General features: G+C 47.0%; 16 protein-coding genes and 1 pseudogene. 8 read left to right on the top strand and 9 right to left on the bottom strand.

The window, feature by feature from the left end; translation table 11 throughout:
- Positions 1 to 47: 47 nt before the first annotated feature.
- On the top strand, positions 48 to 1631 hold the full coding sequence (locus BUB19_RS14750) for a WG repeat-containing protein (RefSeq protein WP_073095345.1): 1584 nt from the start codon (positions 48 to 50) through the stop codon (positions 1629 to 1631).
- Positions 1632 to 1651: 20 nt separating this feature from the next.
- Here the strand turns inward: BUB19_RS14750 and floA are convergent, their stop codons facing one another.
- The 3 genes from floA to proS form a co-directional block, all read right to left on the bottom strand.
- Complete coding sequence (gene floA / locus BUB19_RS14745; protein ID WP_073095344.1) at positions 1652 to 2662, bottom strand: flotillin-like protein FloA; 1011 nt, start codon at positions 2660 to 2662, stop codon at positions 1652 to 1654.
- 3 nt (positions 2663 to 2665) lie between these two features.
- Positions 2666 to 3127 carry an NfeD family protein gene (locus BUB19_RS14740; RefSeq protein ID WP_073095343.1) on the bottom strand — a complete coding sequence of 154 codons (462 nt, stop codon included), beginning with the start codon at positions 3125 to 3127 and terminating at the stop codon, positions 2666 to 2668.
- Positions 3128 to 3276: 149 nt separating this feature from the next.
- Positions 3277 to 4758 (bottom strand): proline--tRNA ligase, encoded by a 1482-nt coding sequence (gene proS, locus BUB19_RS14735; RefSeq protein ID WP_073095342.1) that lies wholly within the window; start codon positions 4756 to 4758, stop codon positions 3277 to 3279.
- Positions 4759 to 4888: 130 nt separating this feature from the next.
- Here proS and BUB19_RS14730 point away from each other — a divergent pair, with 130 nt between their 5' ends.
- Together BUB19_RS14730 and BUB19_RS14720 are read left to right on the top strand one after the other, a co-directional pair.
- The gene (locus BUB19_RS14730) at positions 4889 to 6256 is read left to right on the top strand and encodes a DUF5320 domain-containing protein (RefSeq protein WP_073095341.1); all 1368 of its coding nucleotides are present in this window, start codon (positions 4889 to 4891) and stop codon (positions 6254 to 6256) included.
- Positions 6257 to 6735: 479 nt separating this feature from the next.
- Positions 6736 to 8208 (top strand): OmpP1/FadL family transporter, encoded by a 1473-nt coding sequence (locus BUB19_RS14720; protein ID WP_073095339.1) that lies wholly within the window; start codon positions 6736 to 6738, stop codon positions 8206 to 8208.
- On the opposite strand, the gene BUB19_RS14715 is transcribed toward BUB19_RS14720, so the two are convergent.
- The 3 genes from BUB19_RS14715 to BUB19_RS14705 are packed head-to-tail and all read right to left on the bottom strand — an operon-like array spanning position 8191 to position 10368.
- On the bottom strand, positions 8191 to 8727 hold the full coding sequence (locus BUB19_RS14715; RefSeq protein WP_073095338.1) for a shikimate kinase: 537 nt from the start codon (positions 8725 to 8727) through the stop codon (positions 8191 to 8193). The two genes, BUB19_RS14720 and BUB19_RS14715, sit on opposite strands and share 18 nt — an antisense overlap.
- The gene (locus BUB19_RS14710; protein WP_073095337.1) at positions 8724 to 9830 is read right to left on the bottom strand and encodes a BT_3928 family protein; all 1107 of its coding nucleotides are present in this window, start codon (positions 9828 to 9830) and stop codon (positions 8724 to 8726) included. Before BUB19_RS14710 ends, BUB19_RS14715 begins: the two co-directional genes overlap by 4 nt.
- Positions 9820 to 10368, bottom strand: a complete 549-nt coding sequence (locus tag BUB19_RS14705) for a DUF1599 domain-containing protein (protein ID WP_073095336.1) — start codon at positions 10366 to 10368, stop codon at positions 9820 to 9822. Before BUB19_RS14705 ends, BUB19_RS14710 begins: the two co-directional genes overlap by 11 nt.
- A 14-nt stretch (positions 10369 to 10382) precedes the next feature.
- Between BUB19_RS14705 and folP the strand changes: the two genes are divergently transcribed.
- A complete protein-coding gene (gene folP, locus BUB19_RS14700) occupies positions 10383 to 11267 on the top strand; it encodes a dihydropteroate synthase (protein WP_073095335.1) in 885 nt (294 codons plus the stop codon).
- A complete protein-coding gene (gene cdaA / locus BUB19_RS14695; RefSeq protein ID WP_073095334.1) occupies positions 11264 to 12130 on the top strand; it encodes a diadenylate cyclase CdaA in 867 nt (288 codons plus the stop codon). The genes folP and cdaA overlap by 4 nt, the downstream gene beginning before the upstream one ends.
- Positions 12131 to 12752: 622 nt before the next feature.
- Here cdaA and kbl read toward each other — a convergent pair.
- Positions 12753 to 14090, bottom strand: a complete 1338-nt coding sequence (gene kbl / locus BUB19_RS14690) for a glycine C-acetyltransferase (protein ID WP_394333883.1) — start codon at positions 14088 to 14090, stop codon at positions 12753 to 12755.
- Between the two features lie 98 nt (positions 14091 to 14188).
- Between kbl and BUB19_RS14685 the strand changes: the two genes are divergently transcribed.
- Both BUB19_RS14685 and BUB19_RS14680 read left to right on the top strand, forming a co-directional pair.
- On the top strand, positions 14189 to 15139 hold the full coding sequence (locus tag BUB19_RS14685; protein WP_073095333.1) for an NAD-dependent epimerase/dehydratase family protein: 951 nt from the start codon (positions 14189 to 14191) through the stop codon (positions 15137 to 15139).
- Between the two features lie 107 nt (positions 15140 to 15246).
- Complete coding sequence (locus tag BUB19_RS14680; protein ID WP_073095332.1) at positions 15247 to 15741, top strand: copper resistance protein NlpE N-terminal domain-containing protein; 495 nt, start codon at positions 15247 to 15249, stop codon at positions 15739 to 15741.
- A 49-nt stretch (positions 15742 to 15790) separates the two neighbouring features.
- Here the strand turns inward: BUB19_RS14680 and BUB19_RS14675 are convergent, their stop codons facing one another.
- Entirely contained in the window at positions 15791 to 17008 is a 1218-nt protein-coding gene (locus BUB19_RS14675) for an agmatine deiminase family protein (RefSeq protein WP_073095331.1), read from the bottom strand.
- A 437-nt stretch (positions 17009 to 17445) separates the two neighbouring features.
- On the opposite strand from BUB19_RS14675, the pseudogene BUB19_RS14670 reads away from it, so the two are divergent.
- A pseudogene (locus tag BUB19_RS14670) lies at positions 17446 to 17646 on the top strand (tyrosine-type recombinase/integrase); the annotation flags it as partial.
- A 718-nt stretch (positions 17647 to 18364) separates the two neighbouring features.
- Here BUB19_RS14670 and BUB19_RS14660 read toward each other — a convergent pair.
- A partial coding sequence (locus BUB19_RS14660) for a group II intron maturase-specific domain-containing protein (protein WP_245802863.1) occupies positions 18365 to 19069 on the bottom strand: 705 nt, incomplete at its 5' end.

The raw sequence follows: 19069 nt of genomic DNA, 5'->3' as shown, positions 1-19069 counted from the left end.
TTGATAAAAGCTCAGGTTATTTTTATTTTCACTTCAAAGAGAGTCGTATGCAGAAAGGTTACATTTATTCATTTTTAGTGGTATTGTCATTGTTCGGAAATGTCAGACAGGCTCAAAGCCAGGTTTGGGAGGTTTTTGACGAGCAATTAAACCTGGAAAAGAAGATTTCTAACGGGGACATTCACCTGCTGGGCAATGCTCTGAGAATCAATGTCTGGGAAGACAATTTGTTGTTTTTAGGTCCGGATTATGAATCCTTCGCCACCGTGGACAGCTCCACGCTGTACCAATACCTGGAACCCTGGGTCATCATCCGGAATGGCAATTCATTTGGGGCATTCCATGAATATGGAGAAAAGGTGATGCCTGCAGCGTATGATGATATTGAAACATACTACAACCTCCTTCTTGCCCGAAAAGGCCAGGAATACTTCGTTTATGACCGGGGAAAAAGGATCACCCGATCCATAGGAAGCTTTGCCATGGCCCGCTTTGCAAAAAACGGGCAGGTGATCGCCCGGCAGTCTGGTGGATCCTATGTATTGCCCCTCTCTGCAAACCCTGAACACCAATACATTTCACTCAAAGATCCCTGCAGGGATGTAATCATCGCTGAAGAAGCCAGTGGATACGGTCTGATCAACCGGGAGGGGGACTATATACTCAAACCTATCATAGACGAAATCCAGCATCTGGATGAAAATTATTTTTTTGCCCGCAATGAAGCAGAGTACCTGCTGATCAACGCCCTGTCTACCGATGCAGATATCCGGTACAATAGTTTCCACCGGATCAGTCTGGAAGAGGATGTGTTGGTGGAATATATCCACGGCAAACTGCGCCGGATCATGAAGCATGACGGCATCCTGCTGGATATTGTAGGAATGGACTCGGTAAGGAGGGTGGGCCGTCACTACAATGTTCACTTCAGGGGCCAAAAAACCGGATTGCTCAGTCCCGACGGTAAATGGGATGTTCGTCCCACAACCGCCGCCCGGAAGATTCAGCCTGGCAATGAGGGGCTTTTTGGAGCCCTCATTGGAGAAAAATTTGGTTTTATCAATACCCGCGGAGATACTATTATATCTCCGGTTTTTGATCAGGTAAAGCCCTTTTCGGAGGGATTGGCAGAAGTAAGAAAAGGCCAATATTGGGGTTATGTCAATCCAGCGGATGAAATGGCCATCCCTTTTTCCTTTGACAAAGTGGGACCGTTTTCCGAGGGCGTAGCCATAGTAGTGCAAAATGGCAGGTATAATCTGATCGACCGTCAGGGGGCGATGCGATTGGAAAACTCCTGCGACCGCATCAGCAGAACCGGCAATGGATACTTCTTACTGGAAGACAAGGGGCTATTGGGAATGGCCAAAGCAAATGGGGAATTGATCAGCACTACCTTCTACGATGAGATCAGGAGGGAAGCCCCGGACCAGATTCTTGTGAGGAAAGGCGAGGCCTACGGGGTTATCGATGAAAACGGGGATTTTGTTTTGCCTTTGTATTACAGTAAGATCCTCTTTGATAAAGAAAATGATCGTATCCTGGCGAGAAGCGACAAAAATACCACACCTACTACGGAAGAAATGGCTTCCGAAAATGCAAAAAGAAAGAAAAAGAATAAAGGGGCCTGAACAGCCCCCTTTTTTATGCTTTATTTTTTATCAGTCCCTTTGGGACGGTCACTTGATTTGCTTTCATCTGAATTGGCTATCGAATCCCGCATGCTGGTGTCAGATTTTACATTTTCCATTTTATAGTAGTCCATGATGCCCAGGTTACCCGATCTGAAGGCTTCAGAAATGGCTTTGGGCACTTCGGCTTCCGCTTCCGTGACCTTGGCTTTCATTTCTACGTTTCTGGCTTTCATTTCCTGTTCCAGTGCCACGGCCATCGCCCTTCTTTCTTCGGCCCGTGCTTCTGCTACTTTCAGATCGGCTGTGGCCTGATCTATCTGCAATTTGGCACCAATATTCGATCCCACGTCAATATCAGCGATATCAATAGAGAGGATTTCGAATGCGGTGCCTGCATCCAGTCCCCTTTCCAGGACCAGTTTGGAAATTTTGTCCGGATTCTCCAAAACACTTTTGTGATTTTTGGCCGAGCCTATGGAAGTGACAATACCCTCTCCTACTCTGGCCAAAATGGTTTCTTCACCGGCACCACCTACCAGTTGGGCGATATTTGCCCTCACGGTCACCCTGGCCTTGGCAATGAGTTGTATGCCATCTGCTGCTACGGCTGCTACGCTCGGGGTGTTGATTACTTTGGGATTGACCGAGATTTGCACCGCTTCAAATACATCTCTCCCGGCAAGATCTATTGCGGTGGCCTGTTTAAAGGAAAGAGAAATATTGGCTTTGTCTGCGGAGATCAAAGCCCGGATTACGTTGGGCACGTTTCCGCCCGCCAGGTAGTGGGTTTCCAGGTCGTTGGTAGTCAGGTTGAGACCGGCTTTAGTGGCGGTGATCAGGGAGTTGACGATCACTCCGGGCGGTACCTTTCTGATGCGCATGCCCACCAGCTCCAGCAGGCCCACTTTGACATTTGAAAATATTGCGGTAATCCAGAGATTAACCGGAACAAAATACAGGAATATAAAGAGCAATATCAGCCCGGCAAATGCTGCAATTAAAATAAAAGCCGAATTAGAAATTTCCATGGTTTACGGTTTAATGATGATTTTATTGTCTGCTATCTTGATTATGGTTACTTCCGTTCCGGAAGAAATAAATCCCGTTTCGGATTTGGCTTCATAAATTTTGTCGCCTATTTCCACCTTTCCAAATGGTCTGAAATCGGATAAGGCCCGCCCTTTCTGACCTGTCTCCAAACCCGTAAGTCTATCGTCAAAGGTGCGGTTAATGATGGTTTGCTTCAGAGCAAAACGACCCCAAACCCCGGATTTAAAACCGTATATCAGAAAGCCTATATTGACCAGTATGGTGAGTGTGGTCACCATATAGGCCGTAGTAGCCGGTAAATGCAGGAAGGCATAATAGATGCCGAGACCGGTAAAGATGGCTCCCAAGGCACCAACCACTGTGGTGCCGGGAACGAAAATTATCTCCATCAATACCAGCAGGGCACCGAATAAAATCAGGCTTGACAATATTATCCAGGTCATAAGAATGAAGTTTACCGGCTACATGAGGCTTCAGCTCCTCTCCGTAAATTTACAAGAAATCCTTGCAATAGAAAGATAAATGGCCGAAACATCCTGCAGCCACAGACAATGACCTTTATCTGCGTCTGCCTTCACACTTTCTGTGCGGATCAATAAGCTTTAGCAAACAATACCCTTCCTTTTGAAGGCTTACCCGAAAAAACACATTTGCCATCCTCCTGCTTTTGATCCAGCGGAATACAGCGAATGGTGGCCTTTGTCTTTTCCTTGATCTGATTTTCAGTTTCCGGCGTTCCATCCCAGTGGGCAGCAACAAATCCCCCCTTATTTTCCAGAATAGACACAAACTGCTCCCAGCTATCTACACTCGTGGTCTTTTCCTTTGTAAATGCCTTCGCTTTGTTATAGATGCTCCTTTGAATGTCTTCCAGGGTTTCTTTTATCCTGTTTGTAAGGTTCTCTTCACGGGTATTGACCACCGTTTTGCTCAGGTCGTCCCGTCTGGCCATTTCGACGGTTTCATGCTGCAGGTCCCGCGGACCGATGGCGAGCCTTACAGGTACACCTTTCAATTCGTATTCTGCAAATTTCCAACCGGGCTTAAAAGTATCCCGGTCGTCAAACTTCACACTTATGCCAAGGGGATCCAGTGCATCCATGATTTCGTTGGCTTTTTTGCGTATGGCCGTCAGTTCTTCATCGCTTCTGAATATCGGAATAATGACGACCTGCAGCGGCGCGAGTTTTGGTGGCAGCACCAGGCCGTTATCATCAGAATGTGCCATGATAAGCGCGCCCATCAAACGGGTGCTTACTCCCCAGGAGGTACCCCAGACGTGCTCGAGTTCGCCATCCCTGCCGGCAAACTTCACATCAAAAGCTTTGGCAAAATTTTGCCCCAGAAAGTGGGAAGTTCCGGCCTGCAGGGCCTTACCATCCTGCATCATGGCTTCAATACAGTAGGTATCCACTGCTCCGGCAAATTTTTCACTCTCGGACTTTATCCCCCGGATCACGGGAAGGGCCATAAAATTCTCCGCAAACTCCGCATACACATTCATCATACGCAGGGTTTCTTCCCGGGCCTCCTTTTTGGTCTCGTGAGCCGTATGCCCTTCCTGCCATAAAAACTCAGAAGTCCTTAAAAACAGTCTGGTGCGCATTTCCCAGCGCACCACATTCGCCCATTGGTTGATCAGGAGCGGCAGGTCACGGTAGGACTGAACCCAATTCTTATAGGTACTCCAGATCACTGTTTCAGAAGTAGGTCTGACGATAAGCTCCTCCTCCAATGCGGCTTCAGGATCCACAATTACACCCTTGCCGGAATCATCTGCCTTTAGTCGATAGTGGGTCACCACGGCACATTCCTTCGCAAATCCTTCTACATGGCTGGCTTCTTTTGACAGGTAAGATTTAGGTATAAATAAAGGGAAGTAGGCATTGGAATGTCCTGTTTTTTTAAACATCCGATCGAGTTCTGCCTGCATTTTTTCCCAAATACTGAATCCGTAAGGTTTGATAACCATGCAGCCTCTGACAGCGCTGTTTTCCGCCAAATCTGCCCTTTTCACCAATTCATTGTACCATAGGGAATAATCTTCACTTCGTTTGGGTAATCCTTTGCTCATTGGTATTTTTTGTTGTATTGAAAAAACTCTTTATATTCGGTTCTTGATTGTAGCAAAGATAAATTAAAAAATGATAACCCTCTTGCTATGTTCACGTATATAGTGGTAGAGTAATAAACTAAAAATTCCTATGATTAATTTCAATCCCATACGGACAGTAGGTGCAATAGCGGTTTTAGGCCTGGCTTCCTGTAGTACCAGCTACAATGCAAGCAGGAGCGGAGAAGAAATCGATAACCTGTACTTCATGGCTTCAGATGCGAGGATAGCGACTGAATTTGCGGTGAAAAACAATAACCCTGAAAATTTTAAAGAGATTGACCAGATCCAGTCCCTGGATTCCGAATCTGATAATTTCAGTTCGAAAAACGTCAATCCCGAATATATAGCCAAATATCAGCGCTCTACATCTCCTGAAAATGATGAGGGAACAGTGTATTTTGATGATGCAGAGACAGGTGATACCGGTGTGCAGGGAGAGCCTAACATCAATGCCTACGATAATTTTCGCGGCAGTGGCGGAAACAACCCCGTAGTCAATAACTATTTCATGAACCCCATGATGAGCATGGGCATGTTCCCCATGATGGGTATGAGAGGTTTCTATGATCCTTTCTGGGGGCCTGGTTTTGGCGGAATGGGTTTTTACGATCCTTTCTGGGGTCCCGGATTCGGTTTCCGACCGGGTTTCAGCATGTCTATAGGTATGGGATTTGGATGGGGTAACAGATTCATGAGACCCGGTTTTGGATTTTATGATCCCTTCTGGGGTCCCGGAATGGGATTCAGACCAGGTTTCGGAGGACTCTACGGTGGTGGCATGTGGGGTAGAAATATCTATTCGCCGGTAATTGTTCTCCCTGGTGGAAGCGAAGGAAACAGAAGACAACTGGTACAGAGTGCCCGTCCGAGCAGAGCTTCATCACTGGCAAGCAGTACCAGCAGGTCCAGAAATGTGGCCCAGCCGGCTGCAACGAGAGCGGCTGCAAGGAGAGACGCAATGAACAGCAATCGTTTGGGAAATAGCAACAACAGGTCAGCTTCGACCAGGAATTCCTTTAGCAGATCTCAGAATGACTATTACAATGCAGCCTCTGCTGCGCCTTCAAGAAGAAATATCAACTCTCCTGCGATGAACCGTTCCGGCAATACTTCTTCACGAAGCAGCTATAACGCGCCAAATAGAACAAGTTCCTACGGCAGGACTCAGGCTCCTGCAAGTAACAATTCCAGGTACGGAACCAGCAGAAGCAGTAACAGCAGGTCCAGTTATGCTGCTCCGAGGTCGAACAGCAGAAGTTCTTCCCCTTCCTATAACAGGAGCAGGAGTACCAGGACTACAACACCAAGTTATCAACGCTCTACCTCACCAAGCAGAAGCAGTTACTCTGCTCCTTCGAGGTCTTCATCTTCCTATAGCGCGCCCAGCAGAGGCAGCTACAGCGGTGGAGCTTCCAGAGGTGGAGGTAGCGTAGGCGGAAGTAGAAGAGGGAATTAATTCCCTCTTTTTTTACCTCCTCCTACCATTACTTTTTTCCTTCCTTAGTTAAATCGTTTAATTTTGAAAATCCAGTATTTGAGCAAAATTTTTACGTCAACTTATCTCTCTGATTTTCGTTGAAAAAAACGATGCGTTTTGAAATTCCATCAAACCATCTTTTCGGGAGGTTCGACAGCGTTCTCCGGACGTTTCCTGATTTTCATCCCGGTCAGAACCGGCAAGGGAAAATGAAACTCGGAAAAAGCTTGAATACCAGGGTAGATGAATACGCTCAACCTGGCTTTTGCCGGCAGGATACAAGATCACTCCTTCTTGTGCCAAAAGATTTGGCCCTCTAGTAAAACGATACATGCATGAAATCGACAGGATTAAAGTCATCACAAAACACGCGGTACAGTGATTTTTTTGATCGTCGTCGATTCTCCCTATTTAGGATCGGGAGGGGCATGTGACCATTAAAAGACTATGAAAAACATATGAAAGGATTAAAATTAATTTTGTCTTTAGCCGTCCTGACTATCTTTCAGGTGCAGCATGCTTCGGCTCAAAGTGGCTATGTGGAAGACGCACTTAGGTTCAGCCAGTTTGGGTCTACGGGATCTGCCAGGATTACGGCCCTGGGAGGCACACAGAATGCACTGGGTGGAGACATCAGCAATGTACATGGCAACCCTGCAGGCCTGGGATTTTTCCAAAAATCAGAATTCAGCCTGACAGCTGCATATAGTGACTGGAATGCGGAAACCTTTCTGTTGAACCAATCAAGGGGGTACAATGCCACCAATTTTTCCATTCCCAACCTTGGGGCAGTGATCAGCAGAGCCAAGGGGCCGCTTGAAGTGGGTGACTGGAGAGGAGGATCCTTCGGGATCAGTATCAACCGGCAGGCCAGTTACAACAACAACTATGGCTATTTCTCCAACCAGCTTGACCAGGGGTCTATTCTCGACTATTATATTGATCTCTACAACGAACAGGGAGTACCCAATGGCACTGACGGATTGTTTTTCGAATCATTCCTGATCAACCCATCAGACAACGGAGGCTATGATTATGTACCGAATGCCACCCTGGCACTGGAAAAATCCGAAATGATCGAAAACGAAGGAAGCATGAGCCAGATTGGATTTTCTTATGGGGGCAATTATAAAAACAAGCTCTTCATAGGTGCCTCCCTGGGCATAAACTCCATCAACTTCCGTTCGACCAAAACCTATAACGAGGAATTTCTCGATGACAATGACCAAAGCACCCTGTTCAGCTCGCTGCAGGAAAATCTCTTTCTGGAAGGTTCGGGCATAAATCTGGGTTTGGGAATTATTTACAAGCCGGTAGACCGGCTAAATCTTGGGTTAAACTTTAAATCCCCAACCTGGAACAGGTTTAATGAGGAATATGACGCAGATATATTTGCTGACTTCACTCCTCCATACGAAGATCCTGAGTTTGGTACCATAGCAGAGTCAGACGCAGAAACAGACATATTCCTGAGCAGCTACAACCTGAGGACGCCAATGCGCATTGGCGGGGGTCTGACTTATTTTTTCGGCAAAAACGGGTTCATTTCTGCAGATGCCGACTACCTGGATTACAGCACAGCCAGTCTGAGATCTAATGTTTTCAACACGGGCGAGGACAACGTGGCCATCAATGATCTGTATGGTCAGGCGGTCAACTACAGCGTGGGTGGCGAATACAGGATCAAAATGCTGCGTATCAGGGCAGGTTATGCCTTTTATGGCGATCCATTTGCCAATCCTGGTACATTGGACCGAAGCAGCACCCAGCTCAGCGGCGGCCTGGGGGTAAAACTTCCCGGTTTTAGTGTAGATCTGGGACTGGTCAACAGTAGGTTTAACAGCTATTACAACTCCTACCCGGGTTCTGATCTGGCTACCACGGAAAACAATATAGTATCGGGACGGCTGACCTTAGGATTCTCCTTTTAAATAGGGCATCCATTCGGCAATCAACAGCTCAGGGGAAATATCTTCTCCCCTGAGCTTTATTTTTGCTTTCTCGTAAAAGGAATGCCGGTCTACGTACATATTTTTCAGCTTGAGAATGATCTCAGATGTATCCAGACCAGAGAATAATGGCCGCACTTCGATCTGGGTTTGGTTGAGTCTGTCCAGAATATGGTTTAGCGGCACGTCCAGATACACCGATATGGCCTTTGCATTGATCAGGCTCATGTTGTCGTTGTAGCAGGGAGCTCCACCTCCGGTAGCCAGGACAAAGGCTTGTTTCTGATCCAGCGTCTCCTCCAGTACCAGACTTTCCAGGTTCCGGAAATAGCCCTCTCCTTTTTCCGGAAAGATCGCGGCAATCGGTGTCCCCTCTTTTTTTTCAATGAGCTCATCCAGGTCAAAAAACGGGCAATTTAATTTTTCGGCCAGGGTTCTGCCCAGCGTGGATTTGCCACTTCCCGGCATGCCGACCAATACGATTTTACGGGGGTCTGTCATGGATTAAACAGGCTTTGAGCGGTCTGTGGATCGGGTGTGTTTCGGTAGTGGTATTTCGCCAGGATCGTACCCTCTTCGAGGAATACCAGGCCCGGATTGGATCGGACGATGGTTTTTACTACCGTAGCATCCGCCATATAATGACCTATTTGTATGCCATTTTCTTTGAGAAAGGCCTGCATCTCCTCCTCTGAGGAGGCTGCCACCAGGGCTACCTGCACATCAGAGCCCTGAAAGGTATTGATCAGGGTGCTGATTTTCTCCATATGTACCAGCGCCAGGTCCATCTTCTGAATATTGTGGGAAAGTATCAGTAGCTTTTTACCCGTCAACATTTCGGCGGTATGGTCTCCGGCATTGTTCCAAATGGCAAAATCCGAAATTTTGGGCAGCGCTTCCGGATTTTTCAGGTTCATCTCTACAAATTCGTAGCTTTCATCAGACGGATACTGATCAAATGCGACTGTTTCCCCATCCTTTCGCATCAGGTAGCTGTACTCCAGCGTGGCAGAGGGCTGCATGGCACGGGAAATGTTCACGCCCTCTTTAAAGGCCCGGAAATCTATGAAAGGCAGGTTTCTTATTGCCAGCACCGCCAGCAGCAGCGAAAGCGCAAAGGATCCGATTGTCAGCCATTTGCCGATACTGGTATTGCCCTCAGGAAGCTGATTTCGGAAAATCAGCATAAAAACAATCAGCGCCAGCAAGACCAGGTCTTTGTAGAATGACTCCCAGGGCGTGAGCTTGATCGCATCTCCAAAACAGCCGCAATCTGTCACTTTGTTGTAATAGGCAGAATAAAAGGTCAGAAAAGTAAAAAACAGGATCATCAGCAACAAAAGGTAGACGCCGGTCCTGACTTTCCAGCCCACAAGGATCATGATACCCAAGGCCACCTCCAGCACCACCAGGGCCACGGCGATGGGAAGAGAAATGGCTTTTAATGGCGCAAAGATGGCTGATATATCTGTAGCGAAGACGTCAAAATATTCCTGCATCTTGATCGATGTACCCACCGGATCATTTACCTTGATCAGTCCTGAAAAGACAAACAGCCCTCCCACCAGCAGGCGGGCAATAAACAACATGGTTTTAATGATCATTTTCACGCAATTTAATCATACAAAAAACAGCATAATTGAGCATGTCCTGATAGTTTGCTGCCACTCCTTCAGACACCAGGGTTTTGCCCCTATTGTCCTCTATTTGCTTTACCCTGTAAAGCTTCATCAGGATAATATCTGTCATGGAGGACACCCGCATGCTCCGCCAGGCTTCTCCATAGTCATGGTTTTTATTTTCCAGCAGTTCTCTGGTGGCCTTCACCCACTTGTCATACAAAGGCTCCAACTCCTCAAAAGAAAATTCCTGTTTTGGTTCATCCTTCAGATCCAGCTGCAGCAATGCGATGATACAATAATTGATTATCCCTATGAATTCATCCCGGATGCTGTCTGTGACCTTTTGTGCACCCTTTTCCTGAATGGACCGGATGCGGCTGGCCTTGATAAAAATCTGGTCGGTCAGGGATGGAAGCCGCAATATCCTCCAGGAAGTCCCATAATCCCTGGTCTTCTTCTTAAATAGTTCTTTACAAAGGCCAATAACTTCATTATATTCGCTTGCGGTTTGTGTTTCCAAAGCAATGGAATTTTATGTTTGACGATCTACATTCGGTATGCAATGCCGAAGATACTTTATTTCCCCCAAAAATAACACTCCAGATCAAAGGAAAACTATTTGCTTTGGACCGGCCCTGGATCATGGGAATCATCAACAGTACTCCGGATTCCTTCTATGGGGAAAGCAGAATCGCGGCTGATGAAAATGATGTGCTGGCAAAAGCCGAAACCATGATCGCAGATGGGGCAGATATTCTGGATATCGGCGGCTACAGCAGCAGGCCCGGGGCAGATTTTGTACCTGAAGAAACAGAACTTAAAAGGGTGATTTCCGTTATCACTGGTATACGGAGGCGGTTTCCTGAGATACTGATTTCTATAGATACGTTCAGGCACCGGGTAGCCAAAGAAGCTGCTGATGTGGGCGCAGATCTGATAAATGATATCTCGGCGGGTGGTTTGGATGCAAAAATGCTAGAAACCGTAGGAAAGCTTGGGCTACCGTATATCTGCATGCACATGAAGGGGCAACCCCAAAACATGCAGTCTTTTACAGCATATGAATATTTGGAAAAAGATCTGTTGTATTTTTTTTCAGAAAAACTGCGAAATTGTTATGAAGCTGGCATAAAAGATGTAATAGTGGACATAGGTTTGGGATTTTCCAAAAACCTGGAACAAAACTATCGGCTGCTACGCAATCTGACCTATTTTAAAACCTTACAATTGCCAGTAATGGTGGGCTTATCCCGTAAATCCATGATTTACAAAGTGCTTGAAACTGGCCCGGAAGGGGCGCTCAACGGGACTACCGCCCTGCATATGGCCGCTCTGATAAATGGTGCCGGAATATTACGTGTACATGATGTCAAAGAAGCAAACGAAACGATAAAATTATATAAACAACTCTACCCTTGAATTTACTCTTTAAAATAGGCTTTCTGGACGTTTCACTTGTCAACCTGATCGATATTGCGCTGGTAAGTATCCTGATCTATCAGGTGTATAAGCTGATGCGTGGAAGTGTAGCCATTAAGATTTTTTTAGGGTTTCTTTCGATTTACCTCATTTACCTGGTGGTAAGCGCCGCCCAGATGGAATTGCTCACCATCATCCTCGGGCAGTTTATGGGTGTAGGTGTGCTGGCAGCGATAATCCTCTTCCAGCAGGAAATCAGAAAATTTCTCCTCATTGTGGGGAAATCTTCCATATTTTCCAATGAAAACCTCTGGCAGGAACTGCTCTTCTGGAGGAAGAGAGAAAGCCTGGCCTTTAATGTCACCCCGATCATTGAAGCCTCCAAAACACTTTCCGGAAGCAGTACCGGGGCGCTGATCGTGCTCTCCAGAAACTCCGAGCTGAAGTTTTATGCCGAAAGCGGGGATCTGATCGATGCATTGGTGTCCAAGCGCCTGTTGGTTTCCATTTTTAACAAGTATTCTCCCCTGCATGACGGTGGGGTGATCATCTATAACGGCCGGGTAAAGGCTGCCAGATGTATCCTGCCGGTCACGGAGCGGGAAGTTCCGGCCCAGTTTGGCCTCAGGCACCGGGCGGCCATTGGCATGTCAGAGGCCACCGATTCACTCGTGCTGATCGTTTCAGAAGAAACCGGACAGGTATCTCTGGCAAAAAACGGCAAGGTTTTGCACAATCTTTCTTTTCAGGAAGTCAGGGAAATCACGAACAATTACCTGACCGGGGAAGAAATCGATGAAAAATTTGAACCGGTCAGCCGCACAGAAAAACCCAGAGATTTCAAAAAACCTACTGAGGTGTAAGCGTCATTTTATTTAGCTAAACCAAACTTTGGGAAAGTTAGTAGTTACACAAGAAAATCTGTACTGAAATAGTAACAGGGACCACAGATTACTCAGATTCTCACAGATTAAATGGGAGCTAAGCCATAATTATATTTACTAACCGCCGTTGACCAGCTATGAATAATTAAGAGAGTAGCATAGGTTGCTGGTATTGAATAGACACCACCGGAAAAAAATCTGTGTTAATCCGTGGCCATCTGTGGTGAAATAATAACAGGCACCACAGATTACTCAGATTCTCACAGATTAAATGGGAGCCAAGCAATAATTATATTTACTAACCGCCGTTGACCAGCTATGAATAATTAAGGGAGTAGCGAAGGTTGCTGGTATTGTCTTGACAGCACCGGAAAAAAAATCTGTGTTAATCCGTGGCCATCTGTGGTGAAATAATAACAGGCACCACAGATTACTCAGATTCTCACAGATTAAATGGGAGCTAAGCCATAATTTACTAATCGCCGTTGACCAGCTATGAATAATTAAGAGAGTAGCGAAGGTTGCTGGTATTGTATAGACACCACCAGAAAAAAATCTGTGTTAATCCGTGGCCATCTGTGGTGAAACTATGCAGCATCCATTAGCCAATTACACCCAATTCTTTTCCTACTTCTGTAAAGGCTTTGATCGCTTTTTCCAGGTGCTGTTTTTCGTGGGCTGCTGACAATTGCACGCGGATCCGAGCCTCCCCTTTTGGAACCACCGGATAATAAAAACCAATGACATAAATGCCCTTTTCCAGTAATTTCTCAGCCATCTGCTGTGCCAGCGGAGCCTCATACAGCATGATCGGAACTATGGGATGTGTTCCCTCTTTGATCTCAAAGCCAGCTTCACGGATTCCTTTCCTGAAAAAACGCGTGTTTTCTTCCAGCCGGTCCCGGAGTTCCGTAGTCTCTGACAGCAAATCAAACACGGCTATGGATGCCCCTGTAATGGCAGGCGCCAGGGTATTGGAAAACAGGTAGGGCCGCGATTTCTGGCGCAGGAGTTCTACAATTTCCTTCCTGCCCGAAGTAAAGCCTCCCGAAGCTCCGCCAAGGGCTTTTCCGAGCGTGCCGGTAATGATGTCCATCTTGCCCATCACTCCCTTCAGTTCGTGTACACCCCTGCCCGTCTTTCCCATAAAGCCTGTGGAATGGCATTCATCTGACATCACCATGGCCTGGTATTTCTCTCCCAGCGCAACGATCTTGTCCAGTTGGGCAATGGTACCATCCATGGAAAAAACACCATCGGTGACAATCAACTTGTGCCGTGCGCCTTTCTCATCGGCTTCCCTGAGCCTTGCTTCCAGATCTGCCATATCGTTGTGCTGGTAACGAAAGCGCATGGCTTTGCACAGCCTTACCCCATCGATGATGGAAGCGTGGTTCAGCGCATCGGAGATAATGGCATCTTCCGGGCCGAGAAGGGGCTCGAATACTCCCCCGTTGGCGTCAAAGGCAGCCGCATACAGAATGGTGTCTTCGGTCCCCAGGAAAGCGGAGATTTTTTCTTCCAGGGTTTTATGTATGTCCTGGGTACCGCAGATGAAACGCACGGAAGAAAGTCCAAAACCATGGCTATCGATTGCCGCCCTGGCCGCTTCAATTACTTTTGGATGGCTGGACAGCCCCAGGTAGTTGTTGGCACAAAAATTCAGGACTTTTTTTCCGTCCTTCAACAGAATCTCCGCACCCTGAGGGGAATGGATCACCCGCTCCTCTTTGTATAATCCTGCTTTTCTGAGATTTTCTAATTCTTGTTGTAGCTGCGCTTGAATGGATCCGAACATGGAGTAGATTTTTAGGTTTAATACCGGGTCACGGTTTCTTTGCCAATCAGGTCGGACAAGCCCACCAGTCCGGGCCGCCGAAAGCCAGCGGGATTTGTCTTCCGGCAAATCACCACCATCTTTCCTTTGAGCAAATGGCATTGACAGCTGAAATTACAATTTTTAAAGAAATATGACACATGATAGTGACAAAATTCTGAAATTGCCTCCAAAATAACTAAAAACCAAAATAAACCCGCATGGACAAACTATTGGTGACCGGAGCCGCCGGACAGTTGGGGACAGAATTGACGCAGCGGCTTTGTGAACGCTACGGGCCGGAGGCCGTCCTGGCCACAGACATCAACCCTGAAGCAGCCGGCAAATTCCCCTATTGCCGTTTCGCTCTGCTGGATGTCCTGGACAAAGATCAGGTAAAGGAATGTCTCCGGAAGGAAAAAATCACCCAGGTCTACCACCTGGCGGCCACACTTTCAGCCACCGCAGAGCAAAAACCCCTTTTTGCCTGGAAACTGAACATGGACAGTTTGCTTTTTCTGTTGGAAATGGGAAAGGAACTGAAGCTGGATAAGATTTTCTGGCCTTCTTCCATTGCAGTCTTTGGTCCCCACAGCCCAAAGGAGCATACTTCCCAGTATGCGGTAAAAGAGCCTACCACGGTATATGGCATTTCCAAACTGGCGGGAGAGCGCTGGTGTGAATACTACTACCGGCACTATGGTGTAGATGTCCGTAGCCTGAGGTACCCCGGATTGATCGGCTACAAATCCAGTCCCGGAGGCGGCACTACAGATTACGCGGTGGAAATTTTTCACAAGGCCCTTGCAGGCGAAAAATACAATTCCTATCTGAACTCCGATACCCGGCTCCCCATGATGTACATGCCGGATGCCATCAAGGCCACCCTGGCCCTGATGCAGGCACCCAAAGAAAACCTGAGTGTGAGATCTGCCTACAACCTTGCTGCTCTGAGCTTTACCCCAGATGAACTCTATCAGGGCATCCGGCAGCATTTGCCCGAATTTAGCATCGGCTATGCACCGGATTACCGGCAGGACATCGCTGCCGGATGGCCGCAAAGCATAGATGACCAGGTGGCCAGATCGGATTGGGGCTGGACCCCGGATTACAACTTAGCCGCCCTGATTGAAGATATGCTGGAGAAATTGCCTAAATTGACCCATAAGTAAGCTATATATCAGGCCCGCCGTGCAGGGAGTGGGGGCATGTGCAGAAACGCTGTGCTCTCCTGCAGACCGGAACAATATACGGCTTTAGCAAATTAACCGATTGAAATATGAAAAACTGCCTGGCATTGATCACATTGCTCTGGATATTTTCCTGCGATGCGCCCACCGAAGAGCGGCGGGTAGAGGGAGAGATCATGGAAGATACTCAAACAGGAGCGGAAGAAATTGTCCTTGAAAGCAGCACAGCGACCTGGATGCATTATGAAGGAACGCTGCCCTGTGCGGACTGTGAAGGCATCCGCACAGCACTCAAACTGGAAAACAGTCCTGACAAAAGAGAGCGCTCCTATGAGCTTAGGGAAACCTATTTGGGTACAGCAGACGGGGACCGGGAATTTGTGAGTTCGGGCCTTTATGAAGTCGTATATGGACTAGAAGGTGAGCCGGGTGCCATGGCCATACGCCTGCTCGATGAAAACAATACCGCATTCAAAAGCTTCCGGCAAGACAAAGACGGGCTGCTGCACCTGCTGGATAGGGATGAAAAACCGATTTCTTCTACATTGAATTATACCTTGAAAATCGTAGCTCCGGGGGAATAGGGCGAATCGTTTCTGGATTTTGCTGCTTTGCCAGCCGTAAGGAGTAATATTAACCAGCCTTTGTACCCCTACTGATTTTGGGCTGGTGCATGGTAATACAGTGGAGGCCCCCGCCGCTGTAATTGAGTGCGGTGGCATTGATCGTCACCACTTTTCTGCTTTTAAACACTTCCTGAAAAGCCCTTTTGGCTTGTTCGTCCTTTTCCCGGATAAAATCGGGCTCACCCGGACTGTAATAGGCGGGAACCACCACCAGGCTGTTGGTGAGGACAAAATTCAAATAGCTGGTGACGGGTGTATACAAAATGGGCTGGCCCCTGTATTGTCCCTGCTCGAAAATGATGGGTGCCTGCGGCACCCGGATGATCTTAAAAGGCTTGCCATCCTGGTCCCGGGCATCTTTCAGGATCTGATAGCTTTCCTCCAGGCGTTCGTGCACCACTTCGTAGAACGGATCCAGTGCGAGGTCGGCGGGGTCTACCTGGGCCAGCAGGATGGTTTGGGCATCGGCAAACCGGCAGAATTCATCCACATGCCAGTTTACTCCATTGCCGTAAATGTTGTCGATCAGGGGACCATTGTCAAACAGGTCGTCTTGCGGTATGCCCTTTTTGAGCCAGATGACGTTGGTTTGGTTCAGCTTTTGCCTGTACTCCTCTTCGATTTCTTCCAGGCTGAGCCCCGGATTGATGTATTTCTCGTGTCCTTCGATCAAGATGATGGTGCCCCGACCATTGATCTCCCGACTTCCTCCGGCGCTGAACAAGCCACTCCTATGGAAGGGAATTTGCATATTCCTGGCATATTGCTCACTGAATCGGTTGTATTCCTGGTTGGCCTCATGGGGGTATTGAAAAGCAAGCAATTCCTGCCGGCCCTGCTCGTCCTGCAGGAGCAGGGGGCCATAGTCCCTGATCCAGATATTGTCATTTTCCAACTCAAAGGGCGTCAGGCTAAGGTTTTCTGTGCTGATTTGTCGCTGTTCAAACAAATCCTGCAGCGCTTCTGCCCGGTGATTGCGCTGGTTATAAAAGACGGTGACATGGTCCTCTTTGGATATCTCCTCAATAAGTCTGAGGGATATTTCCCGGAATTGCGGACTCCAGCAGATATAGGTACTCTCCTGCGGATCAAATTCTGCCAGGGGCATGGCAGTATGGTTCACTTCTGACCGTTGCTGGCAGGCATAGGAAAGGAGGGTGCTCAGCGCTGCAAGCAGGTACATGTGCCAGGCTGGAGATGCCTCAGATCCAAACTTGGTTTTCATTTCGATTAAGAGGTAAGAAACGGTGTATTGGCAAATAGCTCAACCGTTGTTTTAAATCGTTAGAAATTTACGGGAAGAATCTGATTAAAATCTGATTTTTGAAAAAAAACGGCATCAATCATTCCGCGCATAGGACATGCGACAACTCATTGGGTCTCGTCAGGCCTGGAACAACCGGTGCCATTCTCCATGGAAGCCCTTTCCGGCAAGGCCTTGGGTCAGGTTTGCTGGGAGCTCATGCCCGGTGCAGGCGTGGCAGGAGCTGGTCCATATTGACTCCGGCAATTCAGTTATTTTTTATTTTTACTTTAAAAATATTCCACTATCTTGTTAAGATATTTTTTATTGCGATGAAAACCATAGTGTTAAAAAACGCTGTTTTTGAGGGATTGCCGGTGATCTGCCTGGAATTTCCCTATGATTTTGCTTTAAAGGAGCTGGTAAAAAGTGGAATCAAAAAACCAGTGACACTGCATTGGCTTCGGCATTCCTATGCTACGCACCTCTTGGAAAATGGAACCGATTTGCGCTATATTCAGGAGCTACTGGGACATAAAAGTAGTAAGACAACGGAGATATATACCCATGTCAGTACGCAGTCCCTACGACAAATAAAGTCGCCATTTGACGATCTTTAACGAAATTATCAGTAATATTAAACCCTGACAGAAAATTGATTCTATCAGGGTTATCCACCTCAATTTGGTTGCATAACCCTGAATCAGTCAGGTATATATACAAGTTGTGGTGCATTAAAAGAGAAACGCAATCGAAAATTGGAAAGAATATATTGACCAAAAATTCCAACCTGCTGAAGACTTTGAAATTAAAGGACAGCAGGACTCACCTACATTGGACATAAAACACATTCGGACAGGAACAATAGTGAGTTTTATATGGCCAGATGACGAATGGAAAAAAGTATCCGATATTCAATATTGGAATAAAAAGACAGAAGGTTGGTCAGGCGAATTTGGAGACGTTGAATTCAACGAAGAGAATAAAAAGAAAGTTGATAAATTTTTGGGCTCTGTTTTCGAAACGGGTTGGTCAAGCAAGGACATTTATTTGTTTGGTAAACATTACAAATCCATTGTTTTTGACCGACCAAACCTAAAAGGACATAAATTCACCTATTGGAGTTCGAACTACGGATGTTTAGCACTATTACTATTTCCAATTTTTATGCTAATCGGACTTCTAATAAGGATTGGGATTTTAGGACGAACAGAAAGAATAGAAATTGAAGCAATAAATAAAAAAACGACACCACAATCGTGTAGACGGCCCCGCCAGATTCCTCTGACGGGGAGCGCCTCACACACCACCCGGCGTACGGGCCTCGTACCGGGCGGTTCACTGGATTGTAGGTTGAGATTTGAGGTAATAGGAAAGCATGGATTCATACCCTTTCCTCCTTAGGCGGGACAAAGTGATCGTAGTATTCAGAATCGGACTCTGAGCTACCGCCCATCCACCTTTTCTGGTACGGCTCCACGCATACGCATGGTCTTGGTCCACGCCCAATCTGATCAGGTTTTTGCGTTTCCGCTCAGGCTTCTTCCAGTCATGCCAGATACAATAGCGAAGTCGGTTTCTCAACCACTCGTCAATCTGTTTGAGTTTGGCATGAATACTTGCCAACCGGTAGTTGTTCACCCATCCCATCCAGACTTCTCTGAGTTTGTGAAGCCGTTCCTCGAAACTGTACGGTCTGGTTTTCTTGGTAATCTGTTTGAGCTTTCGCTTGAGTGATTCCCAGCTGCTCTTCTTCACCACCAGCTGGTATTTTCCTTTGTCCCCCTTCTGATATGTCGGTACAAATGCATGTCCCAACAACTCAAAATTGGAAGGTCTTCGGATACCGCTTTTCTCCCTGTTGATGGGCAATCTGAGCTTATCTCTTAAAAAGAGATAAATCTCGTTGCCCACTTTTCTGGCTTCCTTCTTTGACTTGGTGTAGATACTGAAATCATCAGCGTAACGGACGTATTTCAGGTTTCGCCTGTCCAGTTCCTTGTCCAGCAAATCCAGCAGGATATTGCTCAATAGGGGGCTGAT

It is taken from the genome of Cyclobacterium lianum (genome assembly GCF_900143075.1).
GTDB lineage: Bacteria > Bacteroidota > Bacteroidia > Cytophagales > Cyclobacteriaceae > Cyclobacterium > Cyclobacterium lianum.
Note: the sequence above shows the minus strand (reverse complement) of the source record. Positions and strands in the feature narration are given on the sequence as shown.